This is a genomic window from Amycolatopsis coloradensis, assembly GCF_037997115.1.
Lineage (GTDB): Bacteria > Actinomycetota > Actinomycetes > Mycobacteriales > Pseudonocardiaceae > Amycolatopsis > Amycolatopsis coloradensis_A.
Map to the genome: position 1 here is coordinate 5938042 of NZ_CP150484.1, position 20935 is coordinate 5958976.

Sequence of the window (20935 nt, forward strand, 5' to 3'; positions counted from 1 at the left end):
TCGTCCCCGCAAGGAGTACGCATGCGACGCGCCTGCCTGATGGTCGCGCTGACCGCCACCCTCGTCGCCGGGCTCGTTCCCGCGACGGCGTCGGCGGCGCCCGGATTCACGACGTCGATGGAAGCCTTCGAACCAGGAGGGACCATCACCCGGGTGGACGTCACCCGGCCCGCTTCGGACCGAACCGCCGCGCCTCAGCAGATCACGAGCGCCGCCGCGGTGACCCCGATCGAAACCAACGGCCCGAGTGAGACCACCTTCGACCTGGTCTTCGTCGGTGACGGCTACACCTCGACCCAGCTGGGCACGTACTCGCAGCACGTCCGCTCCAGCATCGCGGCGCTGTTCGCCATCGAGCCGTACAAGAGCTACCGCAAGCAGTTCAACCTCTGGCAGGTCGACGTGGTGTCACCGCAGTCCGGTATCACCAACGACCCGACCCAGGGCATACGGCGCAACACCGCGCTGGGCTCGTACTTCTGGTGCGGTGGGATCGAACGGCTGTTGTGTGTCAACGAAACCAAGGCGAACCAGTACGCCGCGGCCGCGCCGGACGTCGATCAGGTCATCATGCTGGCGAACACGACGAAGTACGGCGGCGCCGGTGGCGGGGTCGCGACCTCTTCGGGCGGCAACATCCAGGCCAGCCAGATCGTCGCCCACGAACTCGGGCACTCCATCGGCGAGCTCGCCGACGAATACGACTACGGCACCTGCGACGCCCGCGAACCCCGGGAGCCCAACGCTTCCGCGCTCACGGCCCAGCAGATGAAGGACCGCCGGGCCAAGTGGTACACCTGGCTCGGCAAGCCCTCCCCCGACGGCGGCACGGTCGGTGTCTTCGAGGGATCCCGCTACTGCAAGACCGGGATGTACCGCCCCAGCGTGAACTCACTCATGCGCACCCTCGGGCAGCCCTTCAACCCGCCGAGCACCGAAGCGATGATCGCGGGCTTCCACCGCGAAGCCGCTCATCGGCACTGATTCCTCGTCATGGCCTCTTGGCCGGGCCGCCGGCGTGATCGGCGAGCCCGGTCGCCATGTCGCGCATGAAGCGGCGAAGGTACCAACGGAAGATCCACGCGTTGCCCTTGCCGACGCGATACGTTCCGTGCCAGCGGATCCGGGTTCCGCCGCCGGGTGTTTCGCACAGATCGACCGAGGCCTGGTAATCGACCATCACCGGGACGTCCACGCCCTCGTAGGCGAACCGCCGTTCGGGGTCGAGGGCGGTGATCCGCTCCCTGGTGACCGTCTTGCCGGTGCGGAAGGCACGCACCGCGCCGACGCCGTCGCGTCCGTCGGCGGAAAGTCCTTGCGACGCGGCGACTTCCAGGGAACCCACCCGTGACCAGACCGGCCAGCTGCGGGCGTCCAGCAACAGTGCCCATACCGCGGCGGGTGGCGCCGGCGATTCGGCGGTGACGTCGTACGACTGCATTCCAGAACTACTCACACGCCTCACCCTAGGAACGGGCGGACGGGGTCACCATGCGCCGGATTGCGCGGCGACGATCAGGAATTGCGGTACTCCGACGGACGCGATCCGGTGTGCTTCAGGAAAGCGGCCGACAAGGCGCCAGGAGTGGCGAACCCGCATCTGCCGGCGATAGCGGCGATCGGGAGATCGGTGTCGCGCAGCAGCCTTCGCGCTTCCTCCATCCGCAGCCCGCCGAGAAAACGGTGCGGGGTCTGGCCGGTCTTTTCCTTGAAGACCCGGATGAAGTGGTAGACGCTCAAATGTACTTCCCCGGCGATTTCGGCGACGGTGAGCGGTTCGGCCAGCCGGCCGCGCATCATCGCCACCGCGGCGCGGACCCGGTCGTCCTCCCGTCCCGCGTTCGGCGGCTCCGGCTTCCGCGCGTGGCGGGTGAGCAGATGCACGGTGAGGAAGGCGGCCGCGGATTCGGCGTAGAGATCGTCCTGCTCCCTGGCGTTTCCGACCGCGCGGACCAGCTCGTCGAGCAGCGGATCTCCCCCGGCCACGGAGGCCGCCATCGCCTCGTGGTCCACCGCGCGGCCACCCAGCCTCGCGGCCACCGACTCCACCGTGGTGCCCGGGATGTGCACCTGCAGGCTTCGCATTGTTTCGTCACCGCGGTAGCGACGCTGCAGCGGCATGCCGGGAACGGCGAGTTCGAGCCGTCCCGGCCCCCACTGGTGCCGGTTCCACCGGCCTTCGCCGCGGGTCTCCATCACCGCCCGCCCCGAAAGCGGCAGGACCAGATGCAGATCCGCGACGCCGGGCAGCCGCATTTCCTCGGCGACGGGAACGTGGTCGAATCTCTGGACGAGCAGCGATTCCCAGCCGGAATCCTCCCAGCTGCAATACGTCCGCCGGACATAGCGGGACATGTCGAAACCGGTGTACGGCTGAAGGTCGAATCGCTCGGAATCGAACACCACGCCTTCGAGGCTAGCTGAGCAACTCCTTCACGCGCGGGACGACCTGCTCGCCGTAAAGCCGGATCGAGTTCAGGCGCTGCTGGTGCGGAAGCGCGCCGACGCTGTATTTGAGCTGGAATCGCGACAGGCCGAGGGTCCGCACCGCCCAGGCGATCTTCTGCGCGACGGTCTCGGGAGAGCCGACGAACAGCGCGCCGCGCGGTCCGGCCATGGCGTCGTAGTCGGCCCTGGACATCGGGCCCCAGCCTCGTTCGGCGCCGATCTTGGCGAAAGCGGCCTGGTGATGCGAGAAGTGCTGGGCGACGGCGAGTTCGTCGGTCTCGGCGACGTGGCCAGGACTGTGCATCGAGATCGGCAGCTCCTGGTGGCCCGCCTCCTTCACCGCGCGCCGGTACAGGTCCGCGAGCGGGGCGAACCGCTCCGGCGACCCGCCGATCACGGCCATCACCAGCGGCAGGCCGTACGCGGCCGCGCGGACCACCGACTGCGGGGTGCCGCCGACCCCGACCCACGCGGGCAGACTGCCCGATTCGGTGACCGGGAAGGCCTGCGCGCCTTCCAAGGCCGGGCGGACGGTCCCGGACCAGTCGACCGGCTTCTCCCCTTGCAGATGCGTGAACAGGTCGAGCTTCTCGGCGAAGAGCGCTTCGTAGTCCTCCAGTGAGTAGCCGAACAGCGGGAACGACTCGGTGAACGAACCCCGGCCGAGCGTGACCTCGGCGCGCCCCCGGGAAACGGCGTCCAACGTGGCGAACCGCTCGTACACGCGCACCGGGTCGTCCGAACTGAGCACCGTGACGGCCGTGCCCAGCCGGATCCGTTCGGTCTGCCCCGCGATCGCGGCCAGCACGACGTCCGGTGAGGACACCGCCATCTCGGCGCGGTGATGCTCGCCGACGCCGAAGTAGTCCACGCCCACCTGGTCGGCGAGGACGCCCTCGGCCACGACCTGGCGGATGGCTTCGGCCTGGCTCACCGGCTGGCCGTCGGCGCCGTTCTCGACGTCGCCGAACGTGTCCAGGCCGAAGGTCGGCGCTTGCGGGATGCCCAGGATCTCGTAACCCATGTCCAACTCCTCAAGTAGTTGAACGCTCAAACGTCGGGCCCGGTGATCGTATTCCGCGCTGGCCCGGGGACTGCCGCGGGCTCTTGAGCCACCGGTGCGCGAGTGGCGATTTCGCGTGTCTGGAGGGACGACACACGTGATTGGAGGGACGACACGCGTGATCAGGCGGCCAACTCGCGGCGACACCCGGGCCGCGCGCGTGTCGTCCCTCCAGTCACGCGAAACCGGCCGTTCGGTCCGACCACCCGCACCGCCAGGCTCAGGCGCCGGCGATGTCCCGCGCCAGCTGACGGGCATCGGACATGGTGAACTTGCCGGTGATCTGGGTTTCCCCGCCGGTGATGGCGGACTGGATCATCGGCGCGGTCAGCACCCGGCTCTTCAGCACCATCGCGACCTGCTTGCCGACGTTCGCCGCGGTCCAGTCGGCCCACGTCCGCGCGCCCGCGTCGGTGAAGCTGAGTCCGACGAGCGGGCCACCCGACCGCGAATCGAGCCGAGCGTTCGCCCGGCTGAGGTCGGCCCCGGTGAGGAAGGCCGGGCCGAGCAGGTATTTGGTGCCCTGCACGCGGTCACAACTGACCAGTGGGAGCGCCGGATCATCGCGGCCGTCGAGCGGATCCGTTCCCTCCGAGCAATCCAGTGCCGCCGCGGCGGCCTGCTGCTCCGCGGGATCGGTGCTCTGGCGGTTGGTCGCCGCGCCCGCGGCCGGACCAGGTGGCACCTCCGCGAGGACCGGGCGGAACCGCAGCCGCGACCCGTCCTTGATCGCGAAACTGTCGCCTTCGGGCTCGGCCTGGCCGGAAACCCCGCCCTGGCATCCGGTGACACCGAGCAGGACGAGGGCGACCGCTATGAGGATGTTCCGCACGGAGGCATTCTGCCGTGTTCACTGCCCGCGCGCGGGCGAAACGGCTCGACGCCGCACGGTCCGCTCGAGAATCCCCAGCGTGGCCCTGAGCGCGGACTCGGGAACCACGGGGAACGTGATGCGCTCCCTCCACTCCGCACCGACCTCCGACCAGTCGTAGTAGGACGTCACGAGCGTGCCGCCCTCGGCGGGCTCCAGCCGGTAGCCGTAGACATGCCGGGCATGCGGCCGGACCCGGCCTTCGACGGTCCAGGCGATCTCCTCGTCCGGAACGAGGGTCGTGATGACGACTTCGACGTCGTACTTGCCCAAAGGCACGTCCCCGAGCGCTTCCCGGTCCATGTGCACGACGAACCGGTCACCCGCCTGCTCGACCGGATCCCCTTCCGCGTCGAGGAGCATTCCGGACGCGTCGATGTCGACGTGGCCCTTCGGGTCACTCAAGACCGCGAACACGGCCTCGGCGGGAGCAGGGATGAGCCGGGAGACCTCAATGCGTTCGGGGCCAGGGGTTTCCGCCGTGGCGACCAGGACCGCGCGTCCGAGTACGTGCTGGGCGATGGTGAATCCGAGAAAGGCCGGCGTGCAGTCGGCCGGGACGCCGAGCGTCTCGACGTCGAGGGCGTGCACCACGACGTAGTAACGGTGCACGCCGTGCCCGGCAGGCGGCGCGGCACCGAGAAAACGGGCCACGCGGGCGTCGTTTGGGACCTGAAAAGCGCCTTCGGGAAGCCCGGAGCCGCCGTCGTCGCCGGCGCCTTCCGGCAGTTCGGTGACGGTCGCGGGGATGTCGGAGACCGCCCAGTGCCAGAAACCGGAACCCGTCGGGGCGTCGGGGTCGTAGACGGTGACGGCATAGCTCTTCGTGCCGCGCGGGGCGCCGCTCCAGCTCAGCTGCGGCGAGACGTCCTTACCGGCCAGCTGACCGGGCGACCAGGCGGCGCCGTCGGCGACAGAAGTACTGGTGACGGCGAACGAGGCCACTTCAGGCAGCCGGGCGAAGGGATCGTTGGCAGTGATCATAAATCGACCATAACACAGATAATCGATTATCTTTCGGTTCGTCTATGCTACCCGGATGGCTTCACCGGACAAGCAGATGCTCTCCGAGCAGGTGTACACCCGCCTGCGGGACGCGATCATGCGCGGCGACCACGCCCCCGGCGCCCCGCTCAAACCGCAGGACCTCGCCAAGGAACACGGCGTGAGCCTGGCGGTCGTCCGCGAGGCCCTCGTGCGCGTGGTCGGCGACGGTCTCGCCGACCGGCTTCCCAACCGCGGTTTCGCCGTCCCGGCCTTCTCCGACCGCCGTTGGCAGGAGATCACCGAGGCCCGCCGGACCATCGAACCGCTCGTGCTGCGCCTCTCCGTCGAACGCGGTGACCTCGACTGGGAGGCCCGCGTCCGCGCCGCCCACCACCGGCTGAGCCGCACGCCGCCGTTCGACCCCGAAGAAGGCGAACACTTCAGCGGCGCCTGGTCCGATGCCCATCGCGTCTTCCACCGGACCTTGCTGGACGGCTGCGGGAACCCCGTCCTGCTGGAGACCTTCGACCGGATGTGGACCGCGAGCGAACTCGCCCGCCGTTGGGCCGCGCAGCGCTCCCCCGGCCGCGATCATCTCGCCGAACATCGTCTGCTGGAGGAAACGGCGCTGGCCCGCGACGCCGACGCGGCGGCCGAGGCACTGACCCGGCATCTCAGCCTGACCGCGGAAGCGCTGACCGAGAAGTCGTAGATCCGGTCGGAAAATCACCCGGACCGACCTAGCCCGCATCATCCTCACAGAACGTCGTTGATCGACGATCTGGCGCCACCGATGTCCTTCCGACGGGTACTTCGGATCATTCCGCGGGTGTGGTCTCCGGATGGCCCGGCGCCGAAGATCGCGGAGGTCGTTCCGGTCAGTCCACCGCGACCGTGATGGCCGCCGTGTGCACCCGCCCGCCGTGGGAGAATTCGAGGAACAGCCGATATTCCCCGCGTTCCGAGAACAGCGAGTGGAAGGTCAGCTCGCCGTCGGCGAGCGCCGCGCCGAGCGGCTGCACCGGATGCAGATGCGTGGCCGACAACAGCATGGTGTGAAATCCGGTCATATGGCCGTTGGCGCCCAGGTGCGGGTCGACCGCGGTGACGAGCGCGCCGTCGGGGTCGCGGATGGCGAAGCGGAGGACCTGCGCCCGCATCGCCGGGATCCGGGCCTCCGCGTCCACACGCGCCACGCGGTATCCCGTGGACGTCACGGTGTCGCCCGCCGGAGCGGGCACCGGAACGAAGGTGGTGTCGCCCGGCACGGTGAACGGGACACCGAGCACCACCGGATGCTTCGGATCCTTCGTATCGAGAGGGACGAACTCGGCGAACATCCGGTAGGCGCCGCCGTCGGCCAGCGCGAGGCTCGTGCGCCAGGTGTCCCCGTCCAGCGTGGGATGCACGTGCTGGAAGACGTTCATGTCGTCGCGCACGGCGAAGAAGTGCATCTGTTTGGTCTGGTTGTCCAGGAAACGGGTGACCGGCCGCCCATCGGGCCCAATGATCCGGAACGCGACCGGTACCTCGGGGCCCCGGACGGTGGGCGTCGTCACCCTCTCGAACCGGTATCCGCTTTCCGCCTCCGACAGCCCGTCGCTGTGCGCGGCGGGAAGCAGATCCGCCGTCACGACGGGCTGTCGGTGGGCAGAGTGCGCGGAGCCGGGTGTCGGCCGGAGCGCGACGGACACCGCGGCCGCGCCGATCACCAGAGCCAGCGCGAGGAACAACCAATCCGTGAACCGGGGCTTGCGCACGCCTGCCCTCCGGTCACTTGCCGCCGAGGTTCGGCTTCACCACGACCAGGCCCTGTTCGATGCCGTTGACGATGACGATGCCGCTGGAGAAGTACGGGTAGTTGCTCCACGCGCCGTTGAAGCTCGCCGCGTTGCCCGCCGGGTAGATGTCGAAATAGCCGACCTCGGACAGCCGTGCCGAAGCGACGCCGCTGACGTCCAGGATGCGCAGACCGGCCTGGTAGTTCGCCTGGTAGGAGTACTGACCCTTGATGTACTGGTTGTGGTCGATCGCGGTGGCGGGCGAACTGTAGACGCCGGTGTGCACGGGGGCGGACAGCTTGGCCAGGTCCCAGACATAGGTCTTGGTGCGCTTGTCGGTGCCGCGCGACTCGTCCAGTTCGTCGTCGAGCAGGAAGTAGCGCTGGTCGCCGGTCAGCCAGCCCTGGTGCGAGTACTGCGCGCCCGAGTAGCCCTTGCGCGAGATCTGGACCGGCCTGGCCTTGTCGGTGACGTCGACGATGGTCAGCGTGTCCTCGTTGGCGTTGAAGCAGATCTCCCTGCCGCTGTACGCCGTGTCCGGTCCGCGGTAGACGACGCACTGCGTGTCGTGGGTGTAGCCGTCCTGCGACACGCAGCCCGCCTTGGCCGGCGCCTTCGGGTTCTGGATGTTGACCATATGCGGTCCGCCGCTGCACGTGTTGGAGCCGATCGCGTAGGCGAAACCGGTCTCCTCGTTGATCGCGATGTTGTGCGCGGGACCGAATTCCCGGTACAGCGCGTCGGCGGTGAAGGTCTGCGGTGTGGTGACGGTGCGCAGCCTGGTCAGGTCGAACACCTGCATCCCGTGCCCGGTGATGAAGTCGGCCACGATGAACGCGTGGTTCTTGTACACCTTCATGTCCCGCCACGAGCTGCTGCCGCCGTTCGAGGGCAGGTTGCCGAGGAACTTCGGCGAGGTCGGGACGCTCAGGTCGACGAACGCGGTGCCGTTGGTCCGCCCGACGATCGCGTATTCCTTGCCGGACGACGGGTCTGTCCAGCCCCAGATGTCGTTGCCGTTCCCGCCGCCGAGGCCGGACAACGGAAGCACGCTGAGCAGGTCGACGTTCTTGCACGGGTATTTGTCGGCCATGCCGTTGACGCACGGGACACCCGCCGCGGTGCCGGTGACGGCGTGCCGTTCCGCCGGGACATGGTCGGCGAGGAAGGTCCGGGCCGCGGCCTGCCCCTCCGCCGTCTCGGGATCGTGCGCGGACGCCGCCGTCATCGAAAACACCAACGCGGAGGCCGTCACCACGGCCAGCCCCATCATGCGCACGAGTTTCATAGAGGTGCTCCTCACCGGGTTTCGGTCGGCTTCCGACGGTAGGAGCACCCGCTCCCGATGTATCCCTCCGAACGTCGGGGATTTTTAACCGTTTACCGGGAGATCCCGAAATGCTTCCCTGATCTCGGAGACCAGCAGGTCCGGCTGTTCCAGTCCCGGGAAGTGCCCGCCGCGGTCGAGTTCGGTCCACCGGTGCAGGTTCCGGTAGCGGCGCTCCGCCCAGCGTCGCGCGGTCGGCCACGGGTCGGCGGGGAAGAGCGACACGGCGGTGGGCACGGTCACCGGCCGCGCGTTCTCCTCCTCCGCGCTGCGCGGCACCCACCGCATCGCCTCCCAGTACCAGCGAGCGCTCGAAGCACCGGTGCCGGTCAGCCAGTACAGCGCGATGTTGTCGACCTGCTCCGCCAAGCTCACCCCGCCGCCGTATTCCGGCCGGTCGTCGGCGTAGGCGGCGAACTTCTCGCCGAGCCACGCGGCGAGCCCCGACGGCGAATCGAGCAGGGAGTAGCCGAGCGTCTGCGGGCGCGTGCCCATGAGCATTCCGAAGCCGTATCCGTCGGACAGGTGCAGATCACGCCGATCCAGCATGCGTCGTTCGGGTGCGCTCGGCGCCGCCCGGTCCTCCGGCAACGGCGACGCCGAAGGCATCGTCAGATGCAGGCCCGCGACCCGTTCGGGAACCCGGCGCGCCAGTTCCGTGCTGACGACGGCGCCCCAATCCCCGCCGTGGGCCCCGAACCGCCGATAGCCGAGCGCGGTCATCAGGGTGGTCCAAGCCCGGGCGGTCCGGCCAGGGTGCCAGCCGCGCTCGCTGGGCCGTTCGCTGAAACCGAAGCCCGGCAACGAAGGCACGACCACGTCGAAGGCGTCGCTCGCGGAACCGCCGTGGGCAACCGGATCACTGAGCGGCCTGATCACCTTTTCGAATTCTAGGATCGAACCCGGCCAGCCGTGGGTCAGGATCAGCGGGAGTGCCGTGCGCTCGGGCGAACGGACATGCCAGAACCCGATGTCCAGACCGTCGATCCGGGTCCGGTAGTGGGGAATCGTGTTCCACCGGATCTCCCTTGCCCGCCAGTCGTGTTCCCGCCACGCCCGGAGCAACGCCGTCAACCGGGCCAGCTCGATCCCCTGGGTGGCGTCGGAAGCCGTCTCGGCTTCGGGAAGGCGCACCCGGGCCAGGCGAGCGTGGAGATCGGCCAGCTCGCGATCGGGCACGCGGATGGTGAAGGGTTCGATATCGGGCACAGCGCCGAAACTACGGGCGGGTCACGAGGTTTCCCATGCTCGGAATTGACGTTCGGCGGTCAGGGATTGCGCAGTTGCCGCAGCCGGGCATCGCGGGAGCCGCGTTGGCGGGTCTCAGATCGTCCCGTCGAGTGGCCAGTCTGATGGCCTGTCCTATGTCCTCAATGCCGCATCGGGGACACCGAGCGAACGATACTCGCACTCACGAGACCGATGTGACCGCTGCTGCGCGTGGGACGAGCGTGGCGGGCACAAAGGTAGTGAAGGCCTCCTTACCAACCCTCAGGGTAGGCAAGGAGGCCTTCACGGACCGGCCCGCGGCCAAGCTCAACCAGGAGCCGGTGAGCGCGGCCGGCTGGAGGCATGGCGAGGGGCGAGTCGCCGGCGTGGCTGGCGGACTCCTCGGGTCAGACGTGGTGCCGGATGTTACGGCGAGGTTGTCGGAGCGGATCTCGGTAAGGGTGATTCGACTACGGCGCTCCTTGCGCCCGGGTGACCGAAGCACGGCGCCGATCAGGGCTACGCCACTCACGACCCGACCGCGATGACCAGTACGTCGAGTAAGCGCTTACTCTCAACCCTGGCAACCCCTGCGACACCTATCACCGGAGCTCAGGGAATCTCCCCGATGCGCCCGGCAAGAACCGAAGCGAGAGTGAACCGAACGGTCCGGCAAGAAGGAGAACAGCACGCAGTGACTTCACCGGCAGCACAGCTCGAATCAGCCCTCGCCACGACCATCGAAGAGAAAACAGCACGAGGCTCGACCGACCAACTGCCGTCCGCCCAGGGATGGCATCCAGGCGCCAGGATCGGCGCCACGGCCGAACGCGGAGCGCTCCTCGCCCACAACGACGACGGATCCACCGGGATCTGCAATCTCGAAAACGGCAGCGGAACGTGGCTGAACCCGCACCTCGAAGGCCGAGAACCGGATTTCACCCATCGCCCGTACTCGGTATGGCGATGGATGGCCGCCTACAACGGCCGGCCCGCCTGCCTGATGGGACGCCTCGCCCCCGAAGCGGCCAGGCTGGAGTTGCGAGCGAACGACGGCACAGTCGCCGAAGCCGACATCGTCGACGGCACCTTCGCCGCCGAGATTGCGGTGGACATGGTCAGCCTGCGCCACGCGCGGGAAAGACTGGAAGCCCATGAAGCCGATTCACCGGAAGGCCGTGCGGAGTTCGAGCGGCTGCTGGCCGACTCACGAACGGAAATGACGAAGGTCAAGGTCCGGGTCTACGACAGCGCCGGAACCCTCCTCTACGACGGCGCGGCGATCGACGCCACTGACTAGAAGAAGCCGTTCGACGGGCTCCGCGGTCAGGAGCCCATCGAACGGACTACGAGACCAGCTGCCTGAGCAACGATCCGGCATCCTCGGCGAGACCGCTCTCCTCACCGGCGAGATGGCGCAGCAGCGCCTGCTGGAACAAGCCGTCGAAAGCGGCATAGGCGACTGGCCGCGTCACGACCGGCGACGCCTCGGCGAGTTCGGCATAGCGCTCCACGACCCGCCAGATCATCGCCTGCCGCTGAGCGTCGATCTCGAGCACGTCGGCGCGGAACGCGGCCTCGAACAGGCTCTGGTTCCGCAGGTCGTACCACAGCCGGTGCATCACGGCGTCCGCCCGCAGCGTGTCCGCCATCGCGGCACCGAAGCCCCGCTCCAGGTCCTCGGCCGTACGCGCCACGGCCACGGCCTCGTCGTAGCGGGTCACGCACACTTCCTCGAACTTGCGGACCGCGTAGGTCAGCAATTCCACCTTGTCGGTGAAGTAGTAATGCAGGACCCCGTGCGAGAAGTTCGACTTCTGCGCGATCTCACGGAGGCTCGTCCTCGCGTACCCCAGCTCGGACAACGCCTGCAGCGCGGACTCCGCCAGTTCCGCCCGCCGCTGGGCGAACTTGTCCACGCTCCGGCGTGCGATCCGCTCGCTCGTCTCGGTCACCACGAGTTCCTGTCCGGTCCGGGAGCCCGCGCCTGCCGCGGGTCCCACAGTCTAGCGTCGCCGAATTCTTGACGGCTGTCCAAGAAAATCTTGACGACTGTCCAAAACGGGCTCAGGATGTGACCCACACCGCAACGGCGGACCGTCTCAAGGAGGAGAAGTCCATGGGTTCGTACGACCTTTCGGGCCGGAAAGCCCTGGTCACGGGCGGCGCGCAGGGCCTGGGCGCCGGAATGGCCGAAGCGCTGGCGCTGGCGGGCGCCTCGGTGGTCATCGGCGACGTCCAGGAGGATCTCGGGCGCGCCACCGCCGACCAGATCAAACAGAAAGGCGCCAACGCGGGCTTCGTCCGGCTCGACGTCACCGACGAACAGAGCTGGGAGCAGGCCGTCGCCACGGTCATCGGCGAACTCGGCGGCCTGGACATCGTGGTGAACAACGCCGGGGTCGAGATCACCGGGCTCGTCGCCGACCTCGACCCCGCCGACGTGCGCAAGATGCTCGACGTCAACGTGCTCGGCACGGCCCTCGGCGTGAAGCACGCCTTCCGCGCGATGCGGCCCGGCGGCCCCGCGGGCACCGGCGGCGCCGTCGTGAACATCGCCTCGGTCGCCGCGACCATCGCCTTCCCCGGGATCGCGGGCTATTCGGCGACGAAGTCGGCCGTCGACCGGCTCACCAGGGTCGCCGCGATGGAGGCCGGGAAGCTCGGCTACGGCGTACGCGTCAACTGCGTCTACCCCGGCCTCGTGCCCACCCAGATGGGCAATCAGCTCGCGCGGGACGTCGTCGAGGTCGGCCTGTTCCCCAGCGTCGAAGAGGCCATCGGCGCCGTCATCGGGCAGACCCCGGCCGGACGGCTCGGCGAGGTCTCCGACATGGCCGACGCCGTCGTGTTCCTCGCCTCCGACGCCGCCCGCTTCATCACCGGCGCCGGGCTCCCTGTCGACGGCGGAATGGGCATGTGACCAGCACGAACCCGAAAGGAAACACCATGAGCAGCCCCAAGCCCGTCGTGGTCTACGGTGCCTCCGGCTACACCGGACGGCTGATCTGTGAATACCTGCGCGAGTACAACGTCCCGTTCGTCGCCGCCGGTCGGGACAAGGCCCGTATCCAAGAGGCGATCGACCACGTGCCCGGCCTCGACACCATCGACCACGAGGTCGTCGAGGTCTCACACGACGTCGAAGCGCTCACCGAACTCTTCCGCGACGCCAAGGTCGTGTGCAACACCGTCGGCCCGTTCAGCGAGTACGGCCACGAAGTCGTCGAAGCCTGCCTGCGCACCGGAACGCACTACCTCGACACCACCGGCGAACAGGACTGGCTGATCGCCGCCGAAGAGCGCTACGGCGCGCGGATGGCCGAGAAAGGCCTGCTGCTCTCCCCCGGCATCGCGCAGATGTACACCACCGGCGAGATCGCGGCGAACCTCTGCCTGGAGACACCCGGACTGGACACTTTGGACATCCTGGTGTTCTGGAAGGGTTATCCCACGGTCGCTTCGACGAAGACCATCCTGGTCAACGCCGCGCTGTCCGCCGCGTACTACCTCGAACAGAACGAGTACCGGCCCTGGCCCGCCGACGGCGGTCTCCAGGACGTCACCGTGCCCGGTCATCACGAAACCGGGCTGGCCCTGCCCTGGGGCGGCACCTCGCATCCGGTGTGGTTCAAGAACGACGCCCGGGTGGCCAACGTCAAGGCCGTCGGCGGAGTCTTCGACCGCGCGCTCATGCAGGGGGTGCCGCAGATCGTCGCGGCCGTGCTGGAACAGGTGAAAGACCTGCCGCTGGACGAGAAGATGCGCGTGCTGGCGGAGCAGGCCGCCGCGGTGCGCGACGAGATGCCGCCGCGCGAGAACCAGCGGCTCAACACCTCGCTGGATTCGGTGCACGCCTCGGGGCCGTTGGGCCGCGCGCACTGCGTCATCCACGGCACCTGCAACTACAAGCAGACCGGGTTGATGCAGGCCTACGGCGCCTACTCCCTGCTGCAACAGCCGCCGAAGCGCGTGGGGTTCGCCTCCGGGTGCCAGGCTTTCGGCCACCGCGAGCTGCTCGGCGTGCTACGAAGCTTCGGGCTGGTTTCGAATCCGGTCTTGACCGTCCACGACTGACCGGAAGGACGAGCGCGTGCGACTGACCGACTACCTCGACAAGGGCGCTTCACTCGATCCGGCGGCACCCTGCCTCACCATGGGCGACACCTCCCTCAGCTACGGCGAAGTGCGGGAGCTGTCGTGGCAGGTGGGGCGGGCGCTGGCCCGGTCCGGCGTCAGGCCGGGCGACAAGGTGGCGATCCTGTCCGGGAACGATCCCCTGTCGTTCGGCTGCGTCTTCGGGATCAGCCGGGCCGGTGCCGTGTGGTGCCCGGTCAACCCGCGCAACGAGGCCGCCGAGAACAGGGAACTGCTCGACCTGTTCGACTGCACCTGCCTTCTGGTGCAGGAGTCCTTCGCACCGCTCGTCTCCCGGATGCTTCCCGAGCTGCCGAAACTGACCACGGTGGTCTGTCTCGACGGCTCGATGCCCGGCGCCGTCCCGTTTTCCGACTGGCTCGACAGCGCCGAGCCCTGGGAGGAAACGCCGCCGGACGACATGGTCCTGCTCGTCGGCACCGGCGGAACCACCGGACACCCCAAGGCGGTGATGCTCAGCGGTACCAACGTGGAGACGATGTCGGCGCTCACGCTGATGAGTTACCCGTTCACCGGGCGCCCGCGCTATCTGGCGCTGGCGCCGCTGACACACGCGGCGGGCGTGCTCTGTTTCCCGGTCATGACCCTTGGCGGCGAGATCGTCGTCATGCCCTCGCCGGATCTCGGCGAGTTCCTCGCGCTGGTGGAACGCCGCCGCATCACGCACACCTTCCTGCCACCGACGCTGATCTACCTGCTGCTCGACAATCCGGCGCTCGACGACGCCGATCTGTCGTCACTGCAATGCCTTTGGTACGGCGCCGCGCCGATGTCGGCCGCCAAACTCGCCGAGGCGATCACCCGGATCGGCCCGGTCTTCGGGCAGCTGTTCGGGCAGAGCGAAGCCCCCATGATGGTCTCCACCCTCTCCCCCGCCGAGCACGTCCACCCCGATGGATCGCTTGCCCTGGAACGGTTCACGTCGGCGGGCAGGCCCACGCCGCTCACCCGGGTCGCGATCATGTCCGACACGGGCGAGTTGCTCCCGCCCGGCGAACGCGGCGAGATCGTCGTCCGCGGTTCGCTGGTGATGCTCGGCTATTACAAGAATCCGGAGGCGACGGCGGAAGCGAGCGCGCACGGCTGGCATCACACGGGCGACATCGGCTACCTCGACGAGGACCATTACCTCTACATCGTCGACCGCGCCAAGGACATGATCATCACCGGCGGCTTCAACGTCTACTCGGCCGAGGTCGAGCAGGCGCTCATGGCGCACGAAGCGGTGCAGGAATGCGCCGTGATCGGTCTGCCGCACGAGAAATGGGGCGAGCAGATCACCGCCGTGGTCCAGCTGCACTCCGGGAGGACGGCGGCGGCGCAAGAACTCCGCGCCGCCGTCAAGGAGCGGCTGGGCAGCATCAAGACGCCGAAGGAGATCCTGGTCTGGCCGGATCTCCCCCGGTCCAAGATCGGCAAGGTACTCAAGACCGAGATACGGAAAGCCTTGCTGGACAACGCTTAGCGCCGAGCGAGCTCCTCCGCGGTCGGCAGCGGCCACTCGTAGCGTTCCTTGGCGATGCGGAGGTGGACCCACGTCTCCGCGGTCACGACGTCGGGCCTGCCGCTGATCTCTTCGAGCGCCCGGTCGAGGGCACGGGCGGACCGCGCGGCGATGGTGGCGACGACGTCGAACCGGCCGATGGTCCTGGCGAGGAACTCGGTGTCGTCGCGAGCGGCGAGCGCCGCCGTCACCGCGTCCCCGGCGCCCCGCACGTTCAGGCCGATCCCGCAGACAAGGCCGGCGTCCGGCCGGGCACGGCTGAGCACCGGCGCGATGCGGATGACGTCGTGCTCGACGAGGAAGCGCACGCGGGTGCGCGTGGCCGACGGTGACAGCCCGACGTGCTCGGCGATGCTCGCGTAGCTTTCCCGCCCGTCGGCCTGCAACCGCAGCATGATCGCGAGATCGCGGTCGTCGAGCCGTAACCAGGGCGGCAGCGGGCGGCCCGGCATGAACAGGCCCTTGACCACGTCCACGTAGACGAGGGTGTTGACCTGTTCCACCTCCGGCAGGCCGCGGATGTCGGCCACCGTGCGATAGAGCTCGGGCGAGTCGGGCAGGCGCAGCTCGGCGACGGTCTGGTGATCCCCGCTCACCGCGGAGACGAACGCCGCGGCGGGCAGCGCCGCGATGGCGTCCGTCATCGCCCGCGAGCGGCCCGAAGTGCGGATCGCGAGATGCGCGTACGCGGTCAGGCCGAGGAACTCGGGATGGACCGCCGCGACCACGTTCAGCGAGCCGTCGGCCTTGAGTTGCTCCAGCCGGGCCGACACGGCCGACCTCGAAGCCCCGACACGCTTGGCCAGATCGGCGACGCTCATCCGGCCGTCCGTGCGCAAAGCCGCGACCAGCGCGTCGTCCACACGATTTCTCCTCTGCTGAATTTCCGACGGTGAGACACACCATATCACCGGCGCAAACAGCTCTAGAACAGCCGAGATAGCGCGTTGTGTTCATGATCGTGGGCAGATCGATCGTGAACACCATCAGTACACGACCGATCTGATTGCGCTCGGGGTTTTCGTCGCTTACCTTCGCCCCACTTCATCGTCGAAAACCCCAGGAGTCCGCCCGATGCGCCTGTTGCCCCTCGATCGTTCAGTCCTCGACGCGCGAGCGACGATCCTGCATCCCGACGAGCTGGTAACCGTCGACGAAGCCACCGAGGGTGCGGAAGCGGTCCTCGTGTTCGGCGAGGAGATCGCCGCGGTCGGTTCGCTGGACGAGTGCCGTGCCCGCGCGGCGAGCCTTGGCCGTCCCGATCCGGAGGTGCGGCGGCTGCCGGGCACGCTCCTGCCGGGATTCGTCGATCCGCACGCGCATCCCTTGATGTACGGGCAGATGATGACCTGGGTCGACTGCGGACCCGAGCGGGCCTCGTCCATTCCCGCCATCGTCGCGCTGCTACGTGAGGCGGCCGAAAACACCCCGGCGGGCAGGCCCGTCCGGGGTTACGGCTACGAGCACCGCAACCTCGCCGAGAAACGTCATCCCCGCAAGGAAGAACTCGACGCGGTCGCCGTCGATCGCGAGGTCTACCTCATGAACGCCAGCGGGCACGGCGGCGTGGTGAACAGTTTCACGTTGCGGCGCAACGGCGTCACCCGGGACACCCCGGATCCCGACGGCGGGGTGTTCTTCCGTGACGAGCACGGCGAACTCACCGGGGAGCTGTCGGACGCCGCGTGCAACATCCTCACCGGGGTCACCGGGGTCAAGGTCGGGCGGCACGGGCCGAACTTCCACCTCGAGGACGAGCCGGAGGAGCACGCGCGGCAGCTGGCCGCGGCGCAGGAGAAGTTCCTCGCCGCCGGGGTGACCGCGATCGGCGACGCCCAGGTCACGCGCCGCGAGTTCGACATGTACCTGCGGCTGGACGAGGCCGGGCAGCTCAAGACACGCGTCCACATGTACCTGCTGTCCCATCTGCTCGACCAGGCCCTGGAAATGGGACTGCACGGCGCTTTCGGCACCACTCGCCTCGCTTTCGCGGGGATCAAGTTCTACGCCGACGGCACGCTCGGCGGGTGGACCGCGTACTTCCCGGACGGCTACGTCGGCGATCCGTGCCGCACGGGGCAGCTCTACCACGACCCGAAGGACTACTCCGCGCTCATCGACAAGGCTCACGAGGCCGGGCTCCAGACCGCGACCCACGCCCAGTCCCCGGATGCGATCGCGATGGTGCTCGACGCCATCGAGGACGCGCAGCAGCGGAATCCCCGGCCCGACGCCCGACACCGCGTCGAGCATTGCGGGCTGCCATCCTCGGAACAGATCAAGCGGATGGCCGCGCTCGGGGTCCATCCGGTCAACCAGCCGCAGCACTACTACAACTGGGGCGAAGGCGTCACCGACGCCGTCGGTACCCCCGGCGAGCGGTTCAATCCCCTCGGCGAGTTCCAGGCCGCGGGCGTGCCGGTCACGTTGAGCTCGGACGCCCCGGTCGCGGACCCGAATCCGCTCGAAGCCATCCAGACCGCGGTGACCAGGACGACCCGGCGCGGCCACCGGCTCGGCGGGGACGACCTGCTGATCGACGTCCGCTCGGCCGTCGCCGCGCATACGATCGCCGGCGCCCGGGTGCTCGGCCGTGAGCGCGACCTCGGCTCGATCACCCCCGGAAAACGCGCCGATTTCGTGCTGCTCGGCGAGAATCCCCTCAGCTGCGACCCGGACCGGATCGCGGGCATCGGTGTGCTGGAAACCTGGATCGACGGCGAGGTGGCCCGATGACCGTCCGAACCGACACCCAGTCGCTCCGTCGAGCCCGCCGGGCCGGGCTCGCGGCCTTCGTCGGCACCACGATCGAGTGGTACGACTTCTACATCTACGCCACGGCCGCGAGCCTCGTCTTCGGAACCGTGTTCTTCCCCGCGACCGGCGACCGGCTGACCGGCGTCGCGGCGGCCTTCGCGACGTACGCCGTCGGGTTCTTCGCGCGGCCGCTCGGCGGCATCGTGTTCGGGCACGTCGGTGACCGGGTCGGCCGCAAGACCGCGCTCGTGGTCACGTTGACCATGATGGGCGTGGCGACCTTCCTGGTCGGCTGCCTGCCCGGCTACGGCCAGATCGGCACGTGGGCGCCGATTCTGCTCGTGGTGCTCAGGTTCATCCAAGGGCTCGCCGTCGGCGGCGAGTGGGGCGGCGCCGTGCTCATGGCCGTTGAACACGCGCCCCCGGACAAGAAGACGTTCTACGGCGCGTTCGCGCAGGCGGGCAACCCCGCGGGCGCGTTGCTGGCCACCGGTCTGTTCAGCCTGCTGAGCACCGGCGGCACGGAATGGCTCTCCACCTGGGGCTGGCGGATCCCCTTCTTCGCGTCCGCGTTGCTCATCGGTGTCGGTCTGCTCGTGCGGCTGAAGGTCGAGGAGTCACCGGTCTTCGAGGAAACCGTCGAAGAAACCGGCGTGCCGATCCTGTACGCGGTGCGGACCAACTGGAAGCCGATCCTGCTGGGCATCTGCGTGCTGCCCGTCGCGGTCGGCGGTTACTACCTCGTCACCACCTTCGCGACGGCGTACGCGACCGATCCGGCCGTCGGCGTCTCCGAATCGCTGGTGCTCAACGCGCTCACCATCGCGGCCTTCGTGGAACTTGCCGTGAGCTTCGGCGCCGCCTGGCTCGGCGATCGCTTCGGCCGGGTGCGGGTGGTCGTCATCGGGCTGGTCGGGGTCGCCGTGCTCGCGGCCCCACAGTTCCTGGTGCTCTCGACCAAGAACGCGGTACTGATCATCGCGGCGTTCGTGGCGATGCGCCTGGCGATGACGGCGACCTACAGCCCGATCGCCGCCATCCTGTCGCAGATGTTCCGCCCGCGGGCGCGCTACACCAGCATCTCGCTGTCCTATCAGCTCGCGGGCGCGCTGTTCGGCGGCCTCTCGCCGTTGGTGTCGACGCTGCTGTTCCAGGCGACCGGCAGTGTCTGGCCGGCGATCGGCCTGCTGATCGGGATGTGCGTGCTGAGCATCGCCTGTGTGCTGGCCGCGCCGCAGCACACCGACGAGGTTAGCGGATGCGCAAGCGCCGCATGAGTTTCAGCCCGGAGAGCATCCCTTCGACGTACTTCTCGTAGGTCTGGCCGCCGCGGGGACCCATGACCTGCTTCTTGAGCACCGCGACGTTCTTCACGTCGGTGTACTTGAGCAGGCCCTGGTCCCCGTGGCGGGCGCCGACGCCGGAGTTCTTGACTCCGCCGGACGGCGTCCCCTTCGAGGCATACGCGGTGGCCAGGATGTCGTTGATGTTGACGTTGCCGGACTCGATCCGCGCGGCCACCGCACGCGCGGCGCCGACGTCACGGCCCCAGACCGAGGCGTTGAGGCCGTACTCGGTGTCGTTGGCGAGCGCGACGGCTTCGTCGACCGTGCGGTACTTGTGCAGTGCGACAACGGGCCCGAAGGTTTCGGTGACGCCGCAGACCATGTCCTTCGTGACGCCTTCGAGGATCGTCGGCTCGAAGAACGCCGGGCCGAGATCGGGCCGCGGCTTTCCTCCACAAAGGACGGTCGCGCCCTTGGCGACGGCGTCGTCCACATGGGACTTGACCCGGCTCATGTGGTCGACGGAGACGAGCGAGCCCATGTCCGGCCCGAAGTCGTAAGCGGCGCGGACGTCGAGGGCCTTGGTCTTGGCCACGTACGCGTTCTTGAACTCCTCGTAGCGGGACTCGGGCAGGTAGATCCGCTCGATGTGCATGCAGATCTGCCCGGTGTTGCCGAAAGCGCCGAAGATCGCGCCCTGCACGGTCTCGTCCAGATCGGCGTCGTCGAGCACGATCATCGGATTCTTGCCGCCGAGTTCGAGGCAGCAGCCGATGAGGTTGCGGCCGGCCTGTTCGCCGATCACCCGGCCGGTGGCGGTGGAACCGGTGAACATCACGTAGTTCGCCTGGCCGATGAGCGTGGGGCCGACGTCCGGGCCCTCGCCGCACACCACCTGGAACAGTCCCTTCGGCAGCCCGGCCTGCTCCAGCAGCTCGACGCCGTAGAGCGGGGAGAGCGCGGTCTTGTTGTCGGGCTTCAGCACCACCGCGTTCCCGGCCATCAGCGCCGGGACGGCGTCGGAAATGCCGGTGGCGAACGGGAAGTTCCACGGCGCGATGATCCCGACCACGCCCTTGGGCTGCCTGATCTCGGTCGACGTCGTCAGGAACGGGACCGGTCCCCCGCGTTTCGCCGGCGCCAGCAGTTTGGCGGCCCGCGTGAGGTAATGGCTCATCACCATCGCCGGATCGCAGGTCTCCTCGATCGCCATCCGGCGGTTCTTGCCGCTCTCGACCTGGATGAGGTCGGTGACGGCCGGCGCGTTGTCGACGAAGAGCGTGTGCGCCCGTTTGAACACCTCCAGCCGCTGCTTGAGTGGGGTGGCGGCCCACTTCTCCTGCGCGGCGCGTGCCGTGGCGAACGCCTGCTCGATGTCGGCGGGGGTCGACTGGGGCAGCTCGACGAGCACGTCGCCGGTGTAGACCTCGGTGAGTTTCCAGGTCGCGCCGGACGAGCCCGGCACGCGGGCGGCGAGCCGTTGAAGGAACGCGTCGGTCACCGACGCCGGACGGGTGAGCGCGAGCGGTGTGACGGTCATGGCC

19 protein-coding genes are annotated in these 20935 nt (G+C 68.5%); 8 read left to right on the forward strand and 11 right to left on the reverse strand.

Annotated features, from left to right (window positions below):
- Positions 1-21 precede the first annotated feature (21 nt).
- Positions 22-984 (forward strand): M64 family metallopeptidase, encoded by a 963-nt coding sequence (locus LCL61_RS27765; RefSeq protein WP_340682456.1) that lies wholly within the window; start codon positions 22-24, stop codon positions 982-984.
- 7 nt (positions 985-991) lie between these two features.
- Here the strand turns inward: LCL61_RS27765 and LCL61_RS27770 are convergent, their stop codons facing one another.
- From LCL61_RS27770 to LCL61_RS27790, 5 genes are all read right to left on the reverse strand, one after another.
- Positions 992-1441 (reverse strand): SRPBCC family protein, encoded by a 450-nt coding sequence (locus LCL61_RS27770; protein ID WP_340688691.1) that lies wholly within the window; start codon positions 1439-1441, stop codon positions 992-994.
- 74 nt (positions 1442-1515) lie between these two features.
- The gene (locus tag LCL61_RS27775) at positions 1516-2406 is read right to left on the reverse strand and encodes an AraC family transcriptional regulator (RefSeq protein ID WP_340682457.1); all 891 of its coding nucleotides are present in this window, start codon (positions 2404-2406) and stop codon (positions 1516-1518) included.
- A gap of 10 nt (positions 2407-2416) precedes the next feature.
- Entirely contained in the window at positions 2417-3472 is a 1056-nt protein-coding gene (locus LCL61_RS27780; RefSeq protein WP_340682458.1) for an LLM class flavin-dependent oxidoreductase, read from the reverse strand.
- A gap of 259 nt (positions 3473-3731) precedes the next feature.
- Positions 3732-4343 carry a SecDF P1 head subdomain-containing protein gene (locus LCL61_RS27785; RefSeq protein ID WP_340682459.1) on the reverse strand — a complete coding sequence of 204 codons (612 nt, stop codon included), beginning with the start codon at positions 4341-4343 and terminating at the stop codon, positions 3732-3734.
- 18 nt (positions 4344-4361) lie between these two features.
- The gene (locus LCL61_RS27790) at positions 4362-5366 is read right to left on the reverse strand and encodes a YbhB/YbcL family Raf kinase inhibitor-like protein (RefSeq protein WP_340682460.1); all 1005 of its coding nucleotides are present in this window, start codon (positions 5364-5366) and stop codon (positions 4362-4364) included.
- 76 nt (positions 5367-5442) lie between these two features.
- Here LCL61_RS27790 and LCL61_RS27795 point away from each other — a divergent pair, with 76 nt between their 5' ends.
- Positions 5443-6081, forward strand: a complete 639-nt coding sequence (locus LCL61_RS27795; RefSeq protein ID WP_340688692.1) for a GntR family transcriptional regulator — start codon at positions 5443-5445, stop codon at positions 6079-6081.
- Between the two features lie 166 nt (positions 6082-6247).
- Here the strand turns inward: LCL61_RS27795 and LCL61_RS27800 are convergent, their stop codons facing one another.
- The 3 genes from LCL61_RS27800 to LCL61_RS27810 form a co-directional block, all read right to left on the reverse strand.
- Entirely contained in the window at positions 6248-7129 is an 882-nt protein-coding gene (locus tag LCL61_RS27800) for a hypothetical protein (RefSeq protein ID WP_340682461.1), read from the reverse strand.
- A gap of 13 nt (positions 7130-7142) precedes the next feature.
- Entirely contained in the window at positions 7143-8438 is a 1296-nt protein-coding gene (locus LCL61_RS27805) for a choice-of-anchor B family protein (RefSeq protein ID WP_340682462.1), read from the reverse strand.
- A gap of 84 nt (positions 8439-8522) precedes the next feature.
- Positions 8523-9686 carry an epoxide hydrolase family protein gene (locus tag LCL61_RS27810; RefSeq protein WP_340682463.1) on the reverse strand — a complete coding sequence of 388 codons (1164 nt, stop codon included), beginning with the start codon at positions 9684-9686 and terminating at the stop codon, positions 8523-8525.
- 694 nt (positions 9687-10380) lie between these two features.
- Here LCL61_RS27810 and LCL61_RS27815 point away from each other — a divergent pair.
- A complete protein-coding gene (locus tag LCL61_RS27815) occupies positions 10381-10986 on the forward strand; it encodes a hypothetical protein (protein WP_340682464.1) in 606 nt (201 codons plus the stop codon).
- A 46-nt stretch (positions 10987-11032) separates the two neighbouring features.
- Here the strand turns inward: LCL61_RS27815 and LCL61_RS27820 are convergent, their stop codons facing one another.
- Positions 11033-11641, reverse strand: coding sequence for a TetR/AcrR family transcriptional regulator (locus tag LCL61_RS27820; RefSeq protein ID WP_340682465.1), 609 nt, complete (start codon positions 11639-11641; stop codon positions 11033-11035).
- Positions 11642-11805: 164 nt separating this feature from the next.
- Between LCL61_RS27820 and LCL61_RS27825 the strand changes: the two genes are divergently transcribed.
- Genes LCL61_RS27825 through LCL61_RS27835 form a run of 3 tightly spaced genes read left to right on the forward strand, consistent with a single transcriptional unit; the run spans position 11806 to position 15309 of the window.
- On the forward strand, positions 11806-12609 hold the full coding sequence (locus LCL61_RS27825; RefSeq protein WP_340682466.1) for an SDR family NAD(P)-dependent oxidoreductase: 804 nt from the start codon (positions 11806-11808) through the stop codon (positions 12607-12609).
- Between the two features lie 26 nt (positions 12610-12635).
- Positions 12636-13763 carry a DUF5938 domain-containing protein gene (locus LCL61_RS27830; protein ID WP_340682467.1) on the forward strand — a complete coding sequence of 376 codons (1128 nt, stop codon included), beginning with the start codon at positions 12636-12638 and terminating at the stop codon, positions 13761-13763.
- Positions 13764-13779: 16 nt separating this feature from the next.
- On the forward strand, positions 13780-15309 hold the full coding sequence (locus LCL61_RS27835) for a long-chain fatty acid--CoA ligase (RefSeq protein WP_340682468.1): 1530 nt from the start codon (positions 13780-13782) through the stop codon (positions 15307-15309).
- Here LCL61_RS27835 and LCL61_RS27840 read toward each other — a convergent pair.
- Positions 15306-16211, reverse strand: coding sequence for an Lrp/AsnC family transcriptional regulator (locus LCL61_RS27840; RefSeq protein ID WP_340682469.1), 906 nt, complete (start codon positions 16209-16211; stop codon positions 15306-15308). The genes LCL61_RS27835 and LCL61_RS27840 overlap by 4 nt on opposite strands.
- Positions 16212-16422: 211 nt before the next feature.
- On the opposite strand from LCL61_RS27840, the gene LCL61_RS27845 reads away from it, so the two are divergent.
- Both LCL61_RS27845 and LCL61_RS27850 read left to right on the forward strand, forming a co-directional pair.
- Positions 16423-18084 carry an amidohydrolase gene (locus LCL61_RS27845; protein WP_340682470.1) on the forward strand — a complete coding sequence of 554 codons (1662 nt, stop codon included), beginning with the start codon at positions 16423-16425 and terminating at the stop codon, positions 18082-18084.
- Complete coding sequence (locus tag LCL61_RS27850) at positions 18081-19382, forward strand: MFS transporter (RefSeq protein ID WP_340682471.1); 1302 nt, start codon at positions 18081-18083, stop codon at positions 19380-19382. Before LCL61_RS27845 ends, LCL61_RS27850 begins: the two co-directional genes overlap by 4 nt.
- Here the strand turns inward: LCL61_RS27850 and LCL61_RS27855 are convergent.
- Positions 19357-20931 carry a succinic semialdehyde dehydrogenase gene (locus LCL61_RS27855; RefSeq protein ID WP_340682472.1) on the reverse strand — a complete coding sequence of 525 codons (1575 nt, stop codon included), beginning with the start codon at positions 20929-20931 and terminating at the stop codon, positions 19357-19359. The genes LCL61_RS27850 and LCL61_RS27855 overlap by 26 nt on opposite strands.
- Between the last annotated feature and the right edge of the window lie 4 nt (positions 20932-20935).

What these genes read in the sequence shown, in the direction of transcription:
- LCL61_RS27795 (WP_340688692.1), top strand. Translation starts at nt 5,443, where the DNA reads ATGCTCTCCGAGCAGGTGTACACCCGCCTGCGGGACGCGATCATGCGC.
- LCL61_RS27855 (WP_340682472.1), bottom strand. Translation starts at nt 20,931, where the DNA reads ATGACCGTCACACCGCTCGCGCTCACCCGTCCGGCGTCGGTGACCGAC.
- LCL61_RS27830 (WP_340682467.1), top strand. Translation starts at nt 12,636, where the DNA reads ATGAGCAGCCCCAAGCCCGTCGTGGTCTACGGTGCCTCCGGCTACACC.
- LCL61_RS27805 (WP_340682462.1), bottom strand. Translation starts at nt 8,438, where the DNA reads ATGAAACTCGTGCGCATGATGGGGCTGGCCGTGGTGACGGCCTCCGCG.
- LCL61_RS27780 (WP_340682458.1), bottom strand. Translation starts at nt 3,472, where the DNA reads ATGGGTTACGAGATCCTGGGCATCCCGCAAGCGCCGACCTTCGGCCTG.
- LCL61_RS27850 (WP_340682471.1), top strand. Translation starts at nt 18,081, where the DNA reads ATGACCGTCCGAACCGACACCCAGTCGCTCCGTCGAGCCCGCCGGGCC.
- LCL61_RS27770 (WP_340688691.1), bottom strand. Translation starts at nt 1,441, where the DNA reads ATGCAGTCGTACGACGTCACCGCCGAATCGCCGGCGCCACCCGCCGCG.
- LCL61_RS27825 (WP_340682466.1), top strand. Translation starts at nt 11,806, where the DNA reads ATGGGTTCGTACGACCTTTCGGGCCGGAAAGCCCTGGTCACGGGCGGC.
- LCL61_RS27845 (WP_340682470.1), top strand. Translation starts at nt 16,423, where the DNA reads ATGCGCCTGTTGCCCCTCGATCGTTCAGTCCTCGACGCGCGAGCGACG.
- LCL61_RS27790 (WP_340682460.1), bottom strand. Translation starts at nt 5,366, where the DNA reads ATGATCACTGCCAACGATCCCTTCGCCCGGCTGCCTGAAGTGGCCTCG.
- LCL61_RS27765 (WP_340682456.1), top strand. Translation starts at nt 22, where the DNA reads ATGCGACGCGCCTGCCTGATGGTCGCGCTGACCGCCACCCTCGTCGCC.